The organism is Loktanella sp. DJP18 (genome assembly GCF_049310965.1).
In the GTDB taxonomy this organism is placed as follows: domain Bacteria; phylum Pseudomonadota; class Alphaproteobacteria; order Rhodobacterales; family Rhodobacteraceae; genus Loktanella.
The window spans coordinates 1-11,963 of record NZ_JBMERN010000115.1 but is presented as its reverse complement, the minus strand read 5'-3'; the positions used below and the strand labels follow the sequence as shown (position 1 = coordinate 11,963).

The window sequence follows — 11,963 nt, the reverse complement described above, 5'->3', positions numbered from 1 at the left end:
GAATTCGCGACCTGGTATGTGTCGCGGATGCAGGCCAACGGATACGGCGCGTGACCGACGCAAGCCCTTGGACGACCCAACGCCGCCGCCGATTTCCCACTGGCCAATGGGCAGCGTTGATCTGCCGCGCGGCGTGGGACGACGCCCCCGGCGTACGCAGCGCCTTGTTGACCCCGGCCGACGGCAGCCGCATCGAACACCAACCCGGCCAGTTCATGACCTTCCGCGTGCCGACCCCTGCGGGAGTCGTGGAACGCTGCTACACCATCTCCTCCTCTGCCGCGCGTGACGGCGGGATCGAGATCACGGTCAAGCGTCAGCCCGGTGCCGCATCTGCTCACCTGCACGCGTTGATGGTGCCCGGGAATGAGGTCGAAGGATTCGGCCCCTCTGGCCATTTCGGCCCGCACGGCTGGCCGCAAGGGCCCTATGCGCTGATCGCGGCAGGCAGCGGCGTCACCCCGATGCTGTCGATCCTGCGCACGGCGGCGGATCGCGGTCTGGCGCTGGATGCCGTGGTCGTGCAGGTCGCACCCACGCCAGAGGACATGATCGCGGCCGATGAGATGGCTCACCTGGCGCGTCGCCTGCCCTCACTCACCCACATTCCTGTCATGACCCGCGCGACGGGGCGGCCCGATGCCGCGCTGCTGGCGCGCCTGATCCCCGACATGGCCGACCGCACCATTCTGTGCTGTGGTCCGCAGCCCTTCATGGAGATGGTCCGCGCCACCGCGCGCGACGCCGGCGTGCCGCCCGACCGATATGGCGAGGAAAGCTTCGACTTCACGTCTCCGCTTGCTGAAATCACGCCGACAGCCGAGACGCGCCAGCGCACCATCACATTCGCAAAGTCCGGCAAGACCTTTCCCTGTTCCGAAACTTCGACCATCCTGGGTGCTGTGAAGGCCGCGGGCCTGCCGCTGCCATCGTCCTGCGCGCGCGGCATGTGCGGCATCTGCAAGACGTTCAAGCACGCAGGAGAGGTCGTGATGGTCCATGACGGCGGCATCCGCCAGCGCGAGATCGACCGCGGCTTCATCCTGCCCTGCGTCAGCCGTCCGCTGACGGACATCGTCCTCGACTGTTAGGAAAACCAATGCGTGACGACCCGCTGCTGCAACCGTTCCAGCTGAAGCATCTGACCCTGAAGAACCGGATTCTGACGACCAGCCACGAACCTGCATACCCCGAGGACGGGATGCCAAAGGGCCGTTACCGCGCCTATCACGCGGAACGCGCCAAGGGCGGTGTCGCGCTGGCGATGACGGCAGGTTCCGCCGCTGTCAGCCGCGACAGCCCGCCGGTGTTCAACAATATCCTGGCCTACCGCGACGAGGTGGTGCCCTGGGTCCGCGAGTTGACCGATGCAGTCCACGAACACGGCTGTGCTGTGATGATCCAGCTGACCCACCTGGGCCGTCGGACGACATGGTCCAAGGGCGACTGGTTGCCCGCCGTCAGCCCCGGGCCCGCACCGCGAACCCGCGCACCGCGCCTTTCCGAAGGTCCTGGAAGACTGGGACATCGCCCGCATCATCACCGATTTCGCGGACGCCGCCGCACGGATGCAGGCGGGCGGCATGGACGGGATCGAGCTTTATGCCGGCGGTCACCTGCTGGACAGCTTCTGGTCGCCCCTGACAAACGAACTGACCGGGCCTTATGGGGCCGACAGCATCGAGAACCGCGTGCGCTTTACCATGGATGTGCTGACCGAGGTTCGCAAACGGGTCGGCCCCGACTTCATCGTCGGAGTGCGCGGTACGGCGGACGAGATGCAGAAGGGCGGCATCACGGAAGAGGAGGGCGTGCAGATCGCGACCCTGCTGCGCGACAGCGGCATGGTGGATTTCTTCAACGTCAATCGCGGTCGCATCCATACCGATCCGGCGATGACACAGATGATCCCGGTTGGCGGGATGCGCTCTGCGCCGCACCTCGACTTCGCGGGCCGCATCCGCGCGGCGACCGGGCTGCCGACCTTTCACGCCAGCCGCATCCAGGACGTCGCCACCGCGCGCCACGCCATCGCGGACGGCCTTCTAGACATGGTCGGCATGACACGCGCCCACATGGCTGATCCGCATATCGTGCAAAAGATCATGGCCGGACGCGAAGACGACATCCGGCCCTGCACGGGGGCGAACTACTGCCTTGATCGGATCTATCAGGGCGGCATGGCGCTGTGCATCCACAATGCCGCCACCGGTCGAGAGGAGACGATGCCCCACGACATCGCTCCAGCCGACCTGAAACGTAAGGTCGTCATCGTCGGTGCCGGTCCTGCGGGGCTGGAGGCGGCGCGCGTCGCCGCCCTGCGCGGGCATGATGTGACCGTGCTGGAGGCCGCCGATGCCCCCGGCGGGCAAATTCGCCTGACGGTGCGGACACCCCGCCGCCGCGAATTGATGGGCATCATCGACTGGCGCATGGCGCAGTCCGAAAAGCTGGGCGTCGCGTTCCACTTCAACACCTACGCCGAGGCAGAGAACGTCACCGCCCTGTCGCCCGATCTGGTCATCGTCGCGACCGGCGGCATGGCGACGACGAAGCTCTATGAAACGCAGTCGGACGTCGCGCATGTCGTCACAAGCTGGGACGTGCTGTCGGGCGATGTCGTGCCGTCCGGCGAGGTGCTGATCTACGACGAGGCGGGCGATCACGCGGGACTTCAGGCCGCGGAAGTGGCGCTGAATGCCGGTGCAAAAGTCGAGGTGATGACGCCTGACCGGACCTTTGCGCCAGAGGTCATGGCGATGAACCTCGCCCCCTACATGAAGGCTCTCCAGCACGACGACGTGACCTTTACCGTGACAAAGCGCCTTGTCGGTGTCGAAAAGGTCGGCAACCGGCTGCGCGCGTCCATCGGGACCGACTACTCCGAGCGCGTCACACAAGCGGATTACGACATGGTCGTGCTGAATTACGGCACAATGCCGCTGGACGCGCTTTATCACGACCTCCGGCCGCTGTCGGTGAACCTTGGTGCCGTCGATCATCTCGACCTGATTGCCGGAAAACCGCAGGCAGTCCGGGTCAATGCCGATGGGGCGTTCCAATTGTTCCGCATCGGCGACGCGGTGTCCGCGCGCAACACCCACGCGGCCATCTACGACGCGCTGCGGCTGTTGAAAGACCTCTGACAAACGCGAAACGCCCCCGGTTTTCACCGGGGGCGTTCTTTGCAGCGCTAGGCTGCGTATCCTTTAGCCGCGCTCTTCGATGATCTCGACGAGGTGCGGAATGCTGTTCACCATGCCGCGGACGGAGGGAGTATCCTCCAGTTCCCGCGTGCGGTGCATCTTGTTCAGGCCCAGACCCACCAGCGTTGCGCGCTGGACAGCGGGGCGGCGGATCGGAGAACCGATCTGCTTGACGACGATCGTTTTTGCCATGCTCAGGTCTCCTTATGCGTCTGCTGTTGCTTCAGCTTCGGTGGCGTTGTGCGCCACGTCGCTTTGGCTGTCGACGTGATCCCGCTTTGGCATGATGTCGGCAACCTTCTTGCCGCGACGCTGGGCCACGGAACGGGGCGACTGTTCCTTGGTCAGGCCTTCGACAGTGGCGCGGATCATGTTGTAGGGATTGGACGAGCCGATGGACTTGGACACGACGTCCTGCACGCCCAGCATCTCGAACACGGCACGCATCGGGCCGCCGGCGATGATGCCGGTACCGGCCGTGGCGGCGCGCATGACGACACGTCCGGCGCCGTGGCGGCCTTCCATGTCGTGGTGCAGGGTCCGGCCGTCCTTCAGGGCGACGCGGATCATCTGACGCTTGGCCTGTTCAGTGGCTTTGCGGATGGCCTCGGGGACCTCTTTGGCCTTGCCCTTGCCAAAACCGACGCGACCCTTCTGGTCACCAACGACGACGAGAGCGGCAAAGCCGAAGCGCTTGCCACCTTTGACGGTCTTGGACACGCGGTTGATGGCGACCAGGCGGTCGGCAAATTCCGGTGTCTGTTCTTCACGGCGGCCACGACCGCCGCCACGATTGTTGTCACGTTCTGCCATGTATGGCGTCCTTCAAAGTGTGGCATCGCTGCCGTTCATGTCGATCGCAGTGGGACGGATGCCCCCCGATCATCGAGGCGGGCGCCGTCACCGGCACCCACCTGCACTTTAGATCTTCAGACCTGCTTCACGCGCGGCGTCGGCAACAGCCTTCACCTTGCCGTGGAACAGGAAACCGCCACGGTCGAAGTAGGCGGAGTCGATGCCGGCCTTCTTGGCACGCTCTGCAATTGCAGCGCCCACCGTCCGTGCGGCTTCGACGTTGTTCTTGCCCACAACGCCCAGATCCTTCTCCAGCGTGGAGGCGGACGCGAGCGTCACGCCGTTCACGTCGTCGATCAGCTGGACGCTGATGTTCTTGTTCGACCGGTGAACGGACAGGCGCATGCGCCCGGCGTTCACGCTGCGCAGTTTGTTCCGGACGCGCATGCGGCGCTTCAGAAACAGAGTTCTTTTGCTGTTTGCCATGATATGCGTCCTTACTTCTTCTTGCCTTCCTTGCGGAAGATGTACTCGTCCTTGTACTTGATGCCCTTGCCCTTGTAGGGCTCGGGCGCACGCCACTCGCGAATGTTCGCGGCGACCTGGCCAACAAGCTGCTGGTCGATACCTTCCACAATGATTTCGGTCTGCTTGGGGGCCGTCACGGTGACGCCCTCGGGCACTTCGAAATTCACGTCATGGCTGTAGCCAAGCGCCAGTTTCAGGACATTGGTGCCCTGCATCGTGGCACGATAGCCGACGCCGTTGATTTCAAGCTCTTTCTTGAAACCGGTGGTCACGCCGGTGACGAGGTTTTCCACCATGGAGCGCGACATGCCCCACTGCTGGCGGGCGCGCTTGGACTTGCCGCGCGGCGTGACGGTGATTGAACCGTCCTCGACCGCGAGGGTGACGTCGTCGGTTGCCTTGAACGTGCGGGTCCCCTTGGGGCCCTTCACTTCGATGGTCTGGCCGGAGACTTTCGCCTCAACCCCGGAGGGCAGCTCGACCGGTTTCTTACCAATACGAGACATTGTGCTCTCCTTAGAAGACGGTGCAGAGCACTTCGCCACCAACATTGGCGGCACGTGCATTTGCATCAGACATCACACCCTTTGGGGTGGAGACAATCGACACACCAAGGCCCTGACGGACGCTCGGCAGGTCCTTGACGGCCATATAGACGCGACGACCGGGCTTGGAGACCCGCTTCACTTCGCGAATGACGGCTTCGCCTTCGTAGTACTTCAGGCTGATCTCGAAGGCAGGGTGGCCGGTCTTGCCATCCTTCTTCTCGTAGCCGCGGATGTAGCCTTCGTCGGCCAGCACATCCAGCACCCAGCCACGCAGCTTGGATGCCGGCGTTTCAACCGTGCTCTTGCCGCGCATCTGGCCGTTGCGGATACGGGTCAGCATGTCGCCGATAGGATCGTTCATCATGATAAATTCTCCTTACCAGCTCGACTTGACCAGGCCCGGGATCTCGCCATTGGAACCGAGGTTCCGCAGCGCGATCCGGCTGATCTTCAGTTTGCGGTAATAGGCGTGCGGGCGCCCGGTGAGCTGGCAACGGTTGTGCAGACGCACGGCCGAGGAATTGCGCGGCAGCTTGGCGAGGGCCAGCGTTGCCTTGAAGCGCTCTTCAACGGGCTTGGTCTGATCGTTGATGATCGCCTTCAGGCTAGCACGCTTCTCAGCATACTGCGCCACCAGCTTTTCGCGCTTCTTCTCGCGCTCGATCATGGATTTCTTGGCCATATCTTATTCTCCCAATCAGCTGTTGAAGGGCATGTTGAACGCTTTCAACAGGCTCTTGGCTTCAGCGTCGGTGTTGGCGGTGGTGCAGATCACGATGTCCATACCCCAGTTCTCGTCGATCTTGTCAAAGTTGATCTCGGGGAAGATGAGGTGTTCCTTGATGCCGCAGGCATAGTTGCCACGACCGTCGAAGGATTTGCCCGACACGCCGCGGAAGTCGCGGATGCGGGGCATGGCTACGGTGATCAGACGGTCCAGGAATTCGTACATCCGGTCGCCGCGCAGCGTGACCTTGGCCCCCAGTGGCATGTCCTCGCGGACGCGGAAGCCGGCGATCGACTTCTTGGCGCGCGTGGTCAGGGCTTTCTGGCCGGCGATGGTGGTCAGGTCTTCCTGTGCGGTCTTGGCTTTCTTGCTGTCACGGACAGCCTCTGCACCACAACCGATGTTCAGGACGATCTTGTCCAGCTTGGGAACCTGCATCTGGTTCTTGTAGCTGAATTCCTCCGTCAGCGCAGCGCGGATCGTGTCCATGTACTGCTGCTTCAGGCGCGGGGTGTAGGTTGCTTGGTCCAACATCAGAGTGCATCCCCTGTGGTCTTGGCAAAGCGCACCTTGCTGTCGCCGTCCATGCGGAAGCCGACGCGGGTCGCCTTGCCGTTGGCATCGACGATGGCCAGGTTGCTGAGCTGGATGGGCATCGCCTTGGGCGTGCGACCGCCTTCGGACGACTGCGACTGCTTGGCATGGCGGATGGAGATGTTCACGCCTTCGACGACGGCCTTGCCGGCCTTGGGATCGACGGACTTGATCTCGCCGGTCAGGCCCTTGTCCTTGCCGGCCAGCACGATGACCTTGTCACCTTTGCGAAGTTTGGCAGCCATTACAGCACCTCCGGCGCAAGAGAGATGATTTTCATGAAGTTCTTGGCGCGCAGCTCGCGCACGACCGGCCCGAAGATACGGGTGCCGACCGGCTCGTTGTTGTTATTCAGGATAACAGCCGCGTTGCGATCGAAGCGGATCGCGGTGCCGTCTTCACGGCGAACTTCCTTGGCGGTGCGCACGACGACGGCCTTGCGGACGTCACCCTTCTTTACGCGACCACGGGGGATTGCTTCCTTGACCGACACCACGATGATGTCACCCACGGAAGCATACCGGCGGTGTGAACCGCCCAGAACCTTGATGCACTGAACACGGCGAGCGCCGCTGTTGTCAGCAACATCCAGATTGGTCTGCATCTGGATCATTTGGTTACCTTTCGACCTTTGGGGCGCTTTGCCGATTTCTGTCCGGCGGACCCCAGGGTTTCGTTAATGTTCGATGAACGCCCTTAAGAGGCGATCACCTCCCAGCGTTTCGTCTTCGACTTCGGCGCGCATTCCTGAATGCGGACCTGATCACCCACGTTGAACGCATTGTTCTCGTCATGGGCGCGATATTTCTTCGACTTCCGCACGGTCTTGTGCAGAAGCGGGTGCTTGAAGCGACGCTCGACCGACACGGTCACGGTCTGCTCGTTCTGGTTGGACGTCACGACGCCTGTCAGGATACGTTTGGGCATTCTTTACGCCTCCGACTTGGCGGCGTCTGCCGCTTTCTGGTTGAGAATCGTCTTCACGCGGGCCGCGCCACGACGGGCATTGCGGATCGCTGCGGTGTTTTCCAGCTGGCCGGTGGCCTGCTGAAAGCGCAGATTGAAGGACTCTTTCTTAAGGTTTACAAGCTCTTCCCGAAGCTGGTCGGGCGTCTTGTCACGCAGTTCGTTGGCGTTCATGCCATTTCCTTTCAACATCACTGGAGGGCCCTTGCGGGTCACCCTTTGCCCAGTGGAGGTCACGATGAAGCGCTCCCTCTAGAGGATGTGGGGCGGGTTGGCAAGGGGATGTAAGGATCGTGTTGTAATAGTAGGGTTCTGTTACAGAACTCGACTAACTCCAACACGATTGCCTGAGACGACTTCGTCGTTCAGAACTCGCTCAATCATACCAGCCGATGCATGATCCATCGACGTCATCACCATGATTGCTCTGGCATCGTTCTGCCACAGTTCACGCCGAATATTTCCTGATTCAGCTAGAGACCTGAGGACTTTCAATGCCTCAAGTCCATGTTGGGCGAGCAAGCTGACTTTCTTGACGTTGAAGTGTTGAATGAAATGCTCGCGCACATCCCAAGCTAACGCAGCAGAAACCAGCAAAGATGCAGTCTCCGACTTTGTGTAGTTCGATTGAAGTGAAATGTCTGCTGCTCGCTCGCTGGAAGGGGTCAGATCGTAGCCCAGATGTGAGCAAAGTTGAACTACTTCTTCAAACAGTTCATCGCGCTCTTCATCCCCAGCCATAGTTAAAACTCACCGAAATCCGGTCCTCTTCGGCCATGTTCATCGGCACCTCGTGGCGTAGCCAGCTTTCCCACAACAGCACGTCGCCCATGTCGGGTGCGAGGTAGATGAACTGGCGCAGGGCCTCGTCAGCTTCCTTCAGGCGGCCGGGGGCGGCCATCATCATCGGTAGGCGGGGGTCTTCAAACTTGATCGCTGACGTCCCTTTGGGCATCGCCACATAGGTCGTGCCGGAGATCACGGAATGCGGATGGATGTGAGCGGTGTGGATGCCGCCCTCGGGCAGGATGTTGATCCAGAGGTCTTCCAGCTTCAGCTTCTTGTCGCCTAGGTCAAACGCAAGATCGGCGGCAAAGGCGCGCACATGCTTGTCCAGCGCCTTCTTCAGCGTCTTGAAGACCGGCATCCGCCACGGCAGGTCGGTCAGCGACGCATAAGAGGTGTAGCCGGGAAAATCGTGCTCCTCGCACCACGCCTGCCCCGCCTCGTCATCCTCTGCAATGGACAGGCACGTCGCCTCCAGCTCTGCGGGATCGACGGGCTTGCCATGCTCGGACAGCTTGGCACGGTAGAGGCGGGTCACGAATAGTGAGGAGATGTCTGACATGGGGCGAGCTTATCCGATAGGGTGAGAAGGCAAAAGCCCCGCCGGATGGGCGGGGCTTTCTTAAAGATCGACCGGGTGGGGCCGCAGTTGGCTATGCCAACCGCTTACCTCCACCGCGCCAAGACTTACCAGTCTTCGCGGACGACGGTGCGGGTCTTGATCGGCAGTTTCATCGCGGCCAGGCGCAGGGCCTCGCGTGCGGTGACTTCGTCGACGCCGTCGATCTCGAACATGATCCGGCCCGGCTTCACTTTGGCAGCCCAGAAATCGACCGAGCCCTTGCCCTTACCCATACGCACTTCGACGGGCTTGGAGGTGACGGGCAGATCCGGGAATATCCGGATCCAGACGCGACCCTGACGCTTCATGTGACGCGTCATGGCCCGACGGGCGGCTTCGATCTGGCGTGCGGTGATCCGCTCGGGCTCCGTCGCCTTCAGGCCGTAGGTGCCGAAGTTCAGGTCAGACCCGCCCTTCGCATCACCGTGGATACGGCCCTTGTGCATCTTGCGGAACTTGGTGCGCTTTGGTTGCAGCATCTCGTGTTACTCCTTAGCGGTCACGGCGCGGGCCACCAGGACCGCGCGGGATCGCGCCTTCCTGAAGCTCGGCGTGCTTGCGATCGTGTCCCTGGGGGTCGTGTTCCATGATCTCGCCCTTGAAGATCCAGACCTTGATCCCGATGATTCCATAGGGGGTCATGGCTTCGTAAAGCGCGTAATCGATGTCGGCCCGCAGCGTGTGAAGCGGCACGCGGCCTTCGCGATACCATTCGGTCCGTGCGATCTCGGCACCGCCAAGACGGCCCGCGAGGTTCACCCGGATGCCGAGGGCACCCATCCGCATGGTGTTCTGCACGGCGCGCTTCATGGCACGACGGAAGGACACGCGGCGTTCCAGCTGTTGACCGATATTTTCAGCGACCAGGGCCGCGTCCATCTCGGGCTTGCGCACTTCGACGATGTTCAGGTGCAGTTCCGACTTCGTCAGCTTCGCCAGCTTCTGGCGCAGACCTTCGATGTCCGCACCCTTCTTGCCGATGATGACGCCCGGACGGGCCGCGTGGATCGTGACGCGGCACTTGCGGTGCGGACGCTCGATGATCACGTGGCTGATGCCGGCCTGCTTGCACTCTTTACGGATGAACGCCTTGATGGCGAGGTCTTCCAGCAGCAGATTGCCGTAGTCTTTGGTATCCGCGTACCAGCGGCTGTCCCAGGTGCGGTTGACCTGCAGACGCATACCGATGGGATTGACTTTGTTACCCATTATGCTTGCTCCTCGATCTGGCGCACCAGGATTGTGATTTCCGAGAACGGCTTAACGATCTTGCCGAACCGGCCACGGGCACGCGGACGTCCGCGCTTCATGATCAGGTTCTTGCCCACATAGGCCTCGGCGACGACCAGTTCGTCGACGTCAAGGTTGTGGTTGTTCTCGGCGTTGGCGATGGCCGACTGAAGGCACTTCTTCACGTCGCCTGCGATCCGCTTTTTCGAGAAGGTGAGGTCCGTCAGGGCCTTTTCCACCTTCTTGCCACGGATCAGCGCGGCCACGAGGTTCAGCTTCTGCGGGCTGGTGCGCAGCATCCGCAGCTTGGCGCGGGCTTCGTTGTCGGCCACGCGGCGGGGATTCTTGTCCTTGCTCATGGCTTACTTCCGCTTCGCTTTTTTGTCGGCGGCGTGACCGTAATAGGTCCGGGTCGGGGAATACTCACCGAACTTCTGACCGATCATGTCTTCGCTGACGTTGACAGGGATGTGCTTCTTGCCGTTGTAGACGCCAAACGTCAGGCCCACGAACTGGGGCAGGATCGTCGAGCGGCGCGACCAGATCTTGATGACTTCGTTGCGTCCGCCTTCGCGGGACGCTTCGGCCTTTTTCAACACATATGCGTCGACAAAAGGGCCTTTCCATACAGAGCGAGCCATATCAGCGGCCTTTCTTCTTCTGGTGACGCGTCCGGACGATCAGGCGTGAGGATGCCTTGTTGCGGTCACGAGTCTTGTTGCCCTTGGTGCCCTTGCCCCACGGGGTGACGGGGTGACGACCACCCGAGGTCCGGCCTTCACCACCACCGTGCGGGTGGTCGATCGGGTTCATGGCGACACCGCGGACGGAAGGACGCACGCCATAGTGGCGCATACGACCGGCCTTGCCGAAGTTCTGGTTGGAGTTGTCGGGGTTCGACACGGCACCGATGGTGGCCATGCATTCCTGACGGACCAGACGCAGTTCGCCCGAGGACAGGCGGATCTGGGCGTAGCCACCGTCACGACCGACGAACTGGGCGTAGGTGCCGGCAGCGCGGGCGATCTGACCGCCCTTGCCCTGCTTCAGCTCGATGTTGTGAACGATCGTGCCGATCGGCATGCCGCTGAACGGCATAGCGTTGCCCGGCTTGATGTCAGCCTTGGCCGATGCGATGACCTTGTCACCGATCGAGATGCGCTGGGGGGCCAGGATGTAATTCTGTGTGCCGTCTTCGTATTGGATCAGCGCGATGAAGGCGGTGCGGTTCGGGTCATATTCGATCCGCACGACAACAGCGGACATGTCCAGCTTGTTGCGCTTGAAATCGACGATGCGGTAAAGACGCTTTGCGCCCCCGCCGATACGACGCATGGTGATCCGTCCGGTGTTGTTCCGGCCGCCCGATTTCGTCAGACCCTGTGTAAGGGCCTTGACGGGACGTCCTTTCCAAAGCTCCGAACGGTCGATCAGCACCAGCCCACGCTGGCCCGGCGTCGTCGGTTTGTACGACTTGAGTGCCATGTTTCTGTCTTCCGTTTGCTTGGCGGGACCGCACGGCGGCCCCTGAAGTGAAGGCCCCCGTAGGTGCCAAAGAATAAACCAAACGGCCCCGGAACGAATCCGGGGCCGGTTGAGTGAGCGGCTGATAGCAGGGAGGGGGTGGGGTGGCAAGGGGTAGCCCTGCCTCCTAACCTACCGCATTGAAATTGGCTTAGGGCGCATAAACTGCCGAAAATCCAAAGTATAAGTAGTGAGCGAAAGCCTAAGTCTTAGTGTCAACTGCAAATTTATAGTCTCCGCCCCCTATCTTCTCTCGACCCTTATCGAAAAAGCGCTCAGGCAAGGGTGGAGCCGTCTGTCGAATTGCGTCCATTCTGTCCATTAACTGCTCAAAGAGGTTGTTCAACTCCTCAAATTGCATGTCTGAACCCAAATTAGCTAGCTGTCGAAATCGATCGCGCAGGTTTGTGAATTCACCAGCAGCCGCACCAATCTCT

The 11,963-nt window shown here is 61.5% G+C and carries 20 protein-coding genes and 1 pseudogene; 2 read left to right on the top strand and 19 right to left on the bottom strand.

Going from position 1 to position 11,963, the window contains the following annotated elements; all coding sequences use genetic code 11:
• Positions 1 to 1,091: flavin reductase family protein (locus tag ACOI1H_RS20460; protein WP_422439757.1), on the top strand; the 1,091-nt coding region annotated here is incomplete at its 5' end.
• An 8-nt stretch (positions 1,092 to 1,099) separates the two neighbouring features.
• Positions 1,100 to 3,146: pseudogene (locus ACOI1H_RS20455) on the top strand (FAD-dependent oxidoreductase).
• A gap of 63 nt (positions 3,147 to 3,209) precedes the next feature.
• Here the strand turns inward: ACOI1H_RS20455 and rpmD are convergent.
• From rpmD to ACOI1H_RS20360, 19 genes are all read right to left on the bottom strand, one after another.
• Positions 3,210 to 3,398, bottom strand: a complete 189-nt coding sequence (gene rpmD / locus ACOI1H_RS20450) for a 50S ribosomal protein L30 (RefSeq protein ID WP_072857172.1) — start codon at positions 3,396 to 3,398, stop codon at positions 3,210 to 3,212.
• A gap of 12 nt (positions 3,399 to 3,410) precedes the next feature.
• Positions 3,411 to 4,019, bottom strand: a complete 609-nt coding sequence (gene rpsE / locus ACOI1H_RS20445) for a 30S ribosomal protein S5 (RefSeq protein WP_422439755.1) — start codon at positions 4,017 to 4,019, stop codon at positions 3,411 to 3,413.
• Between the two features lie 108 nt (positions 4,020 to 4,127).
• Positions 4,128 to 4,487, bottom strand: coding sequence for a 50S ribosomal protein L18 (rplR, locus tag ACOI1H_RS20440; RefSeq protein ID WP_422439754.1), 360 nt, complete (start codon positions 4,485 to 4,487; stop codon positions 4,128 to 4,130).
• 11 nt (positions 4,488 to 4,498) lie between these two features.
• Complete coding sequence (rplF, locus tag ACOI1H_RS20435) at positions 4,499 to 5,035, bottom strand: 50S ribosomal protein L6 (RefSeq protein ID WP_422439753.1); 537 nt, start codon at positions 5,033 to 5,035, stop codon at positions 4,499 to 4,501.
• Positions 5,036 to 5,045: 10 nt separating this feature from the next.
• The gene (gene rpsH / locus ACOI1H_RS20430; protein WP_422439759.1) at positions 5,046 to 5,438 is read right to left on the bottom strand and encodes a 30S ribosomal protein S8; all 393 of its coding nucleotides are present in this window, start codon (positions 5,436 to 5,438) and stop codon (positions 5,046 to 5,048) included.
• A 15-nt stretch (positions 5,439 to 5,453) separates the two neighbouring features.
• Complete coding sequence (gene rpsN / locus ACOI1H_RS20425; protein ID WP_422439752.1) at positions 5,454 to 5,759, bottom strand: 30S ribosomal protein S14; 306 nt, start codon at positions 5,757 to 5,759, stop codon at positions 5,454 to 5,456.
• Positions 5,760 to 5,774: 15 nt separating this feature from the next.
• Positions 5,775 to 6,338 carry a 50S ribosomal protein L5 gene (rplE, locus tag ACOI1H_RS20420; protein WP_422439750.1) on the bottom strand — a complete coding sequence of 188 codons (564 nt, stop codon included), beginning with the start codon at positions 6,336 to 6,338 and terminating at the stop codon, positions 5,775 to 5,777.
• Positions 6,338 to 6,643, bottom strand: coding sequence for a 50S ribosomal protein L24 (gene rplX, locus ACOI1H_RS20415; RefSeq protein ID WP_422439748.1), 306 nt, complete (start codon positions 6,641 to 6,643; stop codon positions 6,338 to 6,340). The genes rplE and rplX overlap by 1 nt, the downstream gene beginning before the upstream one ends.
• A complete protein-coding gene (rplN, locus tag ACOI1H_RS20410) occupies positions 6,643 to 7,011 on the bottom strand; it encodes a 50S ribosomal protein L14 (protein WP_009574016.1) in 369 nt (122 codons plus the stop codon). The genes rplX and rplN overlap by 1 nt, the downstream gene beginning before the upstream one ends.
• An 83-nt stretch (positions 7,012 to 7,094) precedes the next feature.
• Positions 7,095 to 7,325, bottom strand: a complete 231-nt coding sequence (gene rpsQ / locus ACOI1H_RS20405) for a 30S ribosomal protein S17 (RefSeq protein WP_072857165.1) — start codon at positions 7,323 to 7,325, stop codon at positions 7,095 to 7,097.
• A 3-nt stretch (positions 7,326 to 7,328) separates the two neighbouring features.
• A complete protein-coding gene (rpmC, locus tag ACOI1H_RS20400; protein ID WP_422439747.1) occupies positions 7,329 to 7,538 on the bottom strand; it encodes a 50S ribosomal protein L29 in 210 nt (69 codons plus the stop codon).
• Positions 7,539 to 7,679: 141 nt separating this feature from the next.
• On the bottom strand, positions 7,680 to 8,105 hold the full coding sequence (locus ACOI1H_RS20395) for a hypothetical protein (protein ID WP_422439746.1): 426 nt from the start codon (positions 8,103 to 8,105) through the stop codon (positions 7,680 to 7,682).
• Positions 8,092 to 8,712: a TIGR02466 family protein gene (locus tag ACOI1H_RS20390; protein ID WP_422439745.1), complete on the bottom strand. Its 621-nt coding sequence runs from the start codon at positions 8,710 to 8,712 to the stop codon at positions 8,092 to 8,094. Before ACOI1H_RS20390 ends, ACOI1H_RS20395 begins: the two co-directional genes overlap by 14 nt.
• A gap of 125 nt (positions 8,713 to 8,837) precedes the next feature.
• Positions 8,838 to 9,251, bottom strand: a complete 414-nt coding sequence (gene rplP, locus ACOI1H_RS20385; protein ID WP_422439744.1) for a 50S ribosomal protein L16 — start codon at positions 9,249 to 9,251, stop codon at positions 8,838 to 8,840.
• Positions 9,252 to 9,264: 13 nt separating this feature from the next.
• Positions 9,265 to 9,981: a 30S ribosomal protein S3 gene (gene rpsC, locus ACOI1H_RS20380; RefSeq protein WP_237058297.1), complete on the bottom strand. Its 717-nt coding sequence runs from the start codon at positions 9,979 to 9,981 to the stop codon at positions 9,265 to 9,267.
• Positions 9,981 to 10,361 (bottom strand): 50S ribosomal protein L22, encoded by a 381-nt coding sequence (gene rplV / locus ACOI1H_RS20375; RefSeq protein WP_090189709.1) that lies wholly within the window; start codon positions 10,359 to 10,361, stop codon positions 9,981 to 9,983. The genes rpsC and rplV overlap by 1 nt, the downstream gene beginning before the upstream one ends.
• Positions 10,362 to 10,364: 3 nt before the next feature.
• Positions 10,365 to 10,643 (bottom strand): 30S ribosomal protein S19, encoded by a 279-nt coding sequence (gene rpsS, locus ACOI1H_RS20370; RefSeq protein ID WP_072857159.1) that lies wholly within the window; start codon positions 10,641 to 10,643, stop codon positions 10,365 to 10,367.
• Position 10,644: 1 nt separating this feature from the next.
• Positions 10,645 to 11,487: a 50S ribosomal protein L2 gene (gene rplB / locus ACOI1H_RS20365; protein ID WP_422439743.1), complete on the bottom strand. Its 843-nt coding sequence runs from the start codon at positions 11,485 to 11,487 to the stop codon at positions 10,645 to 10,647.
• A gap of 241 nt (positions 11,488 to 11,728) precedes the next feature.
• Positions 11,729 to 11,963: hypothetical protein (locus ACOI1H_RS20360; RefSeq protein WP_422439742.1), on the bottom strand; the 235-nt coding region annotated here is incomplete at its 5' end.

What these genes read in the sequence shown, in the direction of transcription:
- rpmD (WP_072857172.1), bottom strand. Translation starts at nt 3,398, where the DNA reads ATGGCAAAAACGATCGTCGTCAAGCAGATCGGTTCTCCGATCCGCCGC.
- rpsE (WP_422439755.1), bottom strand. Translation starts at nt 4,019, where the DNA reads ATGGCAGAACGTGACAACAATCGTGGCGGCGGTCGTGGCCGCCGTGAA.
- rplR (WP_422439754.1), bottom strand. Translation starts at nt 4,487, where the DNA reads ATGGCAAACAGCAAAAGAACTCTGTTTCTGAAGCGCCGCATGCGCGTC.
- rplF (WP_422439753.1), bottom strand. Translation starts at nt 5,035, where the DNA reads ATGTCTCGTATTGGTAAGAAACCGGTCGAGCTGCCCTCCGGGGTTGAG.
- rpsH (WP_422439759.1), bottom strand. Translation starts at nt 5,438, where the DNA reads ATGAACGATCCTATCGGCGACATGCTGACCCGTATCCGCAACGGCCAG.
- rpsN (WP_422439752.1), bottom strand. Translation starts at nt 5,759, where the DNA reads ATGGCCAAGAAATCCATGATCGAGCGCGAGAAGAAGCGCGAAAAGCTG.
- rplE (WP_422439750.1), bottom strand. Translation starts at nt 6,338, where the DNA reads ATGTTGGACCAAGCAACCTACACCCCGCGCCTGAAGCAGCAGTACATG.
- rplX (WP_422439748.1), bottom strand. Translation starts at nt 6,643, where the DNA reads ATGGCTGCCAAACTTCGCAAAGGTGACAAGGTCATCGTGCTGGCCGGC.
- rplN (WP_009574016.1), bottom strand. Translation starts at nt 7,011, where the DNA reads ATGATCCAGATGCAGACCAATCTGGATGTTGCTGACAACAGCGGCGCT.
- rpsQ (WP_072857165.1), bottom strand. Translation starts at nt 7,325, where the DNA reads ATGCCCAAACGTATCCTGACAGGCGTCGTGACGTCCAACCAGAACGAG.
- rpmC (WP_422439747.1), bottom strand. Translation starts at nt 7,538, where the DNA reads ATGAACGCCAACGAACTGCGTGACAAGACGCCCGACCAGCTTCGGGAA.
- ACOI1H_RS20395 (WP_422439746.1), bottom strand. Translation starts at nt 8,105, where the DNA reads ATGGCTGGGGATGAAGAGCGCGATGAACTGTTTGAAGAAGTAGTTCAA.
- ACOI1H_RS20390 (WP_422439745.1), bottom strand. Translation starts at nt 8,712, where the DNA reads ATGTCAGACATCTCCTCACTATTCGTGACCCGCCTCTACCGTGCCAAG.
- rplP (WP_422439744.1), bottom strand. Translation starts at nt 9,251, where the DNA reads ATGCTGCAACCAAAGCGCACCAAGTTCCGCAAGATGCACAAGGGCCGT.
- rpsC (WP_237058297.1), bottom strand. Translation starts at nt 9,981, where the DNA reads ATGGGTAACAAAGTCAATCCCATCGGTATGCGTCTGCAGGTCAACCGC.
- rplV (WP_090189709.1), bottom strand. Translation starts at nt 10,361, where the DNA reads ATGAGCAAGGACAAGAATCCCCGCCGCGTGGCCGACAACGAAGCCCGC.
- rpsS (WP_072857159.1), bottom strand. Translation starts at nt 10,643, where the DNA reads ATGGCTCGCTCTGTATGGAAAGGCCCTTTTGTCGACGCATATGTGTTG.
- rplB (WP_422439743.1), bottom strand. Translation starts at nt 11,487, where the DNA reads ATGGCACTCAAGTCGTACAAACCGACGACGCCGGGCCAGCGTGGGCTG.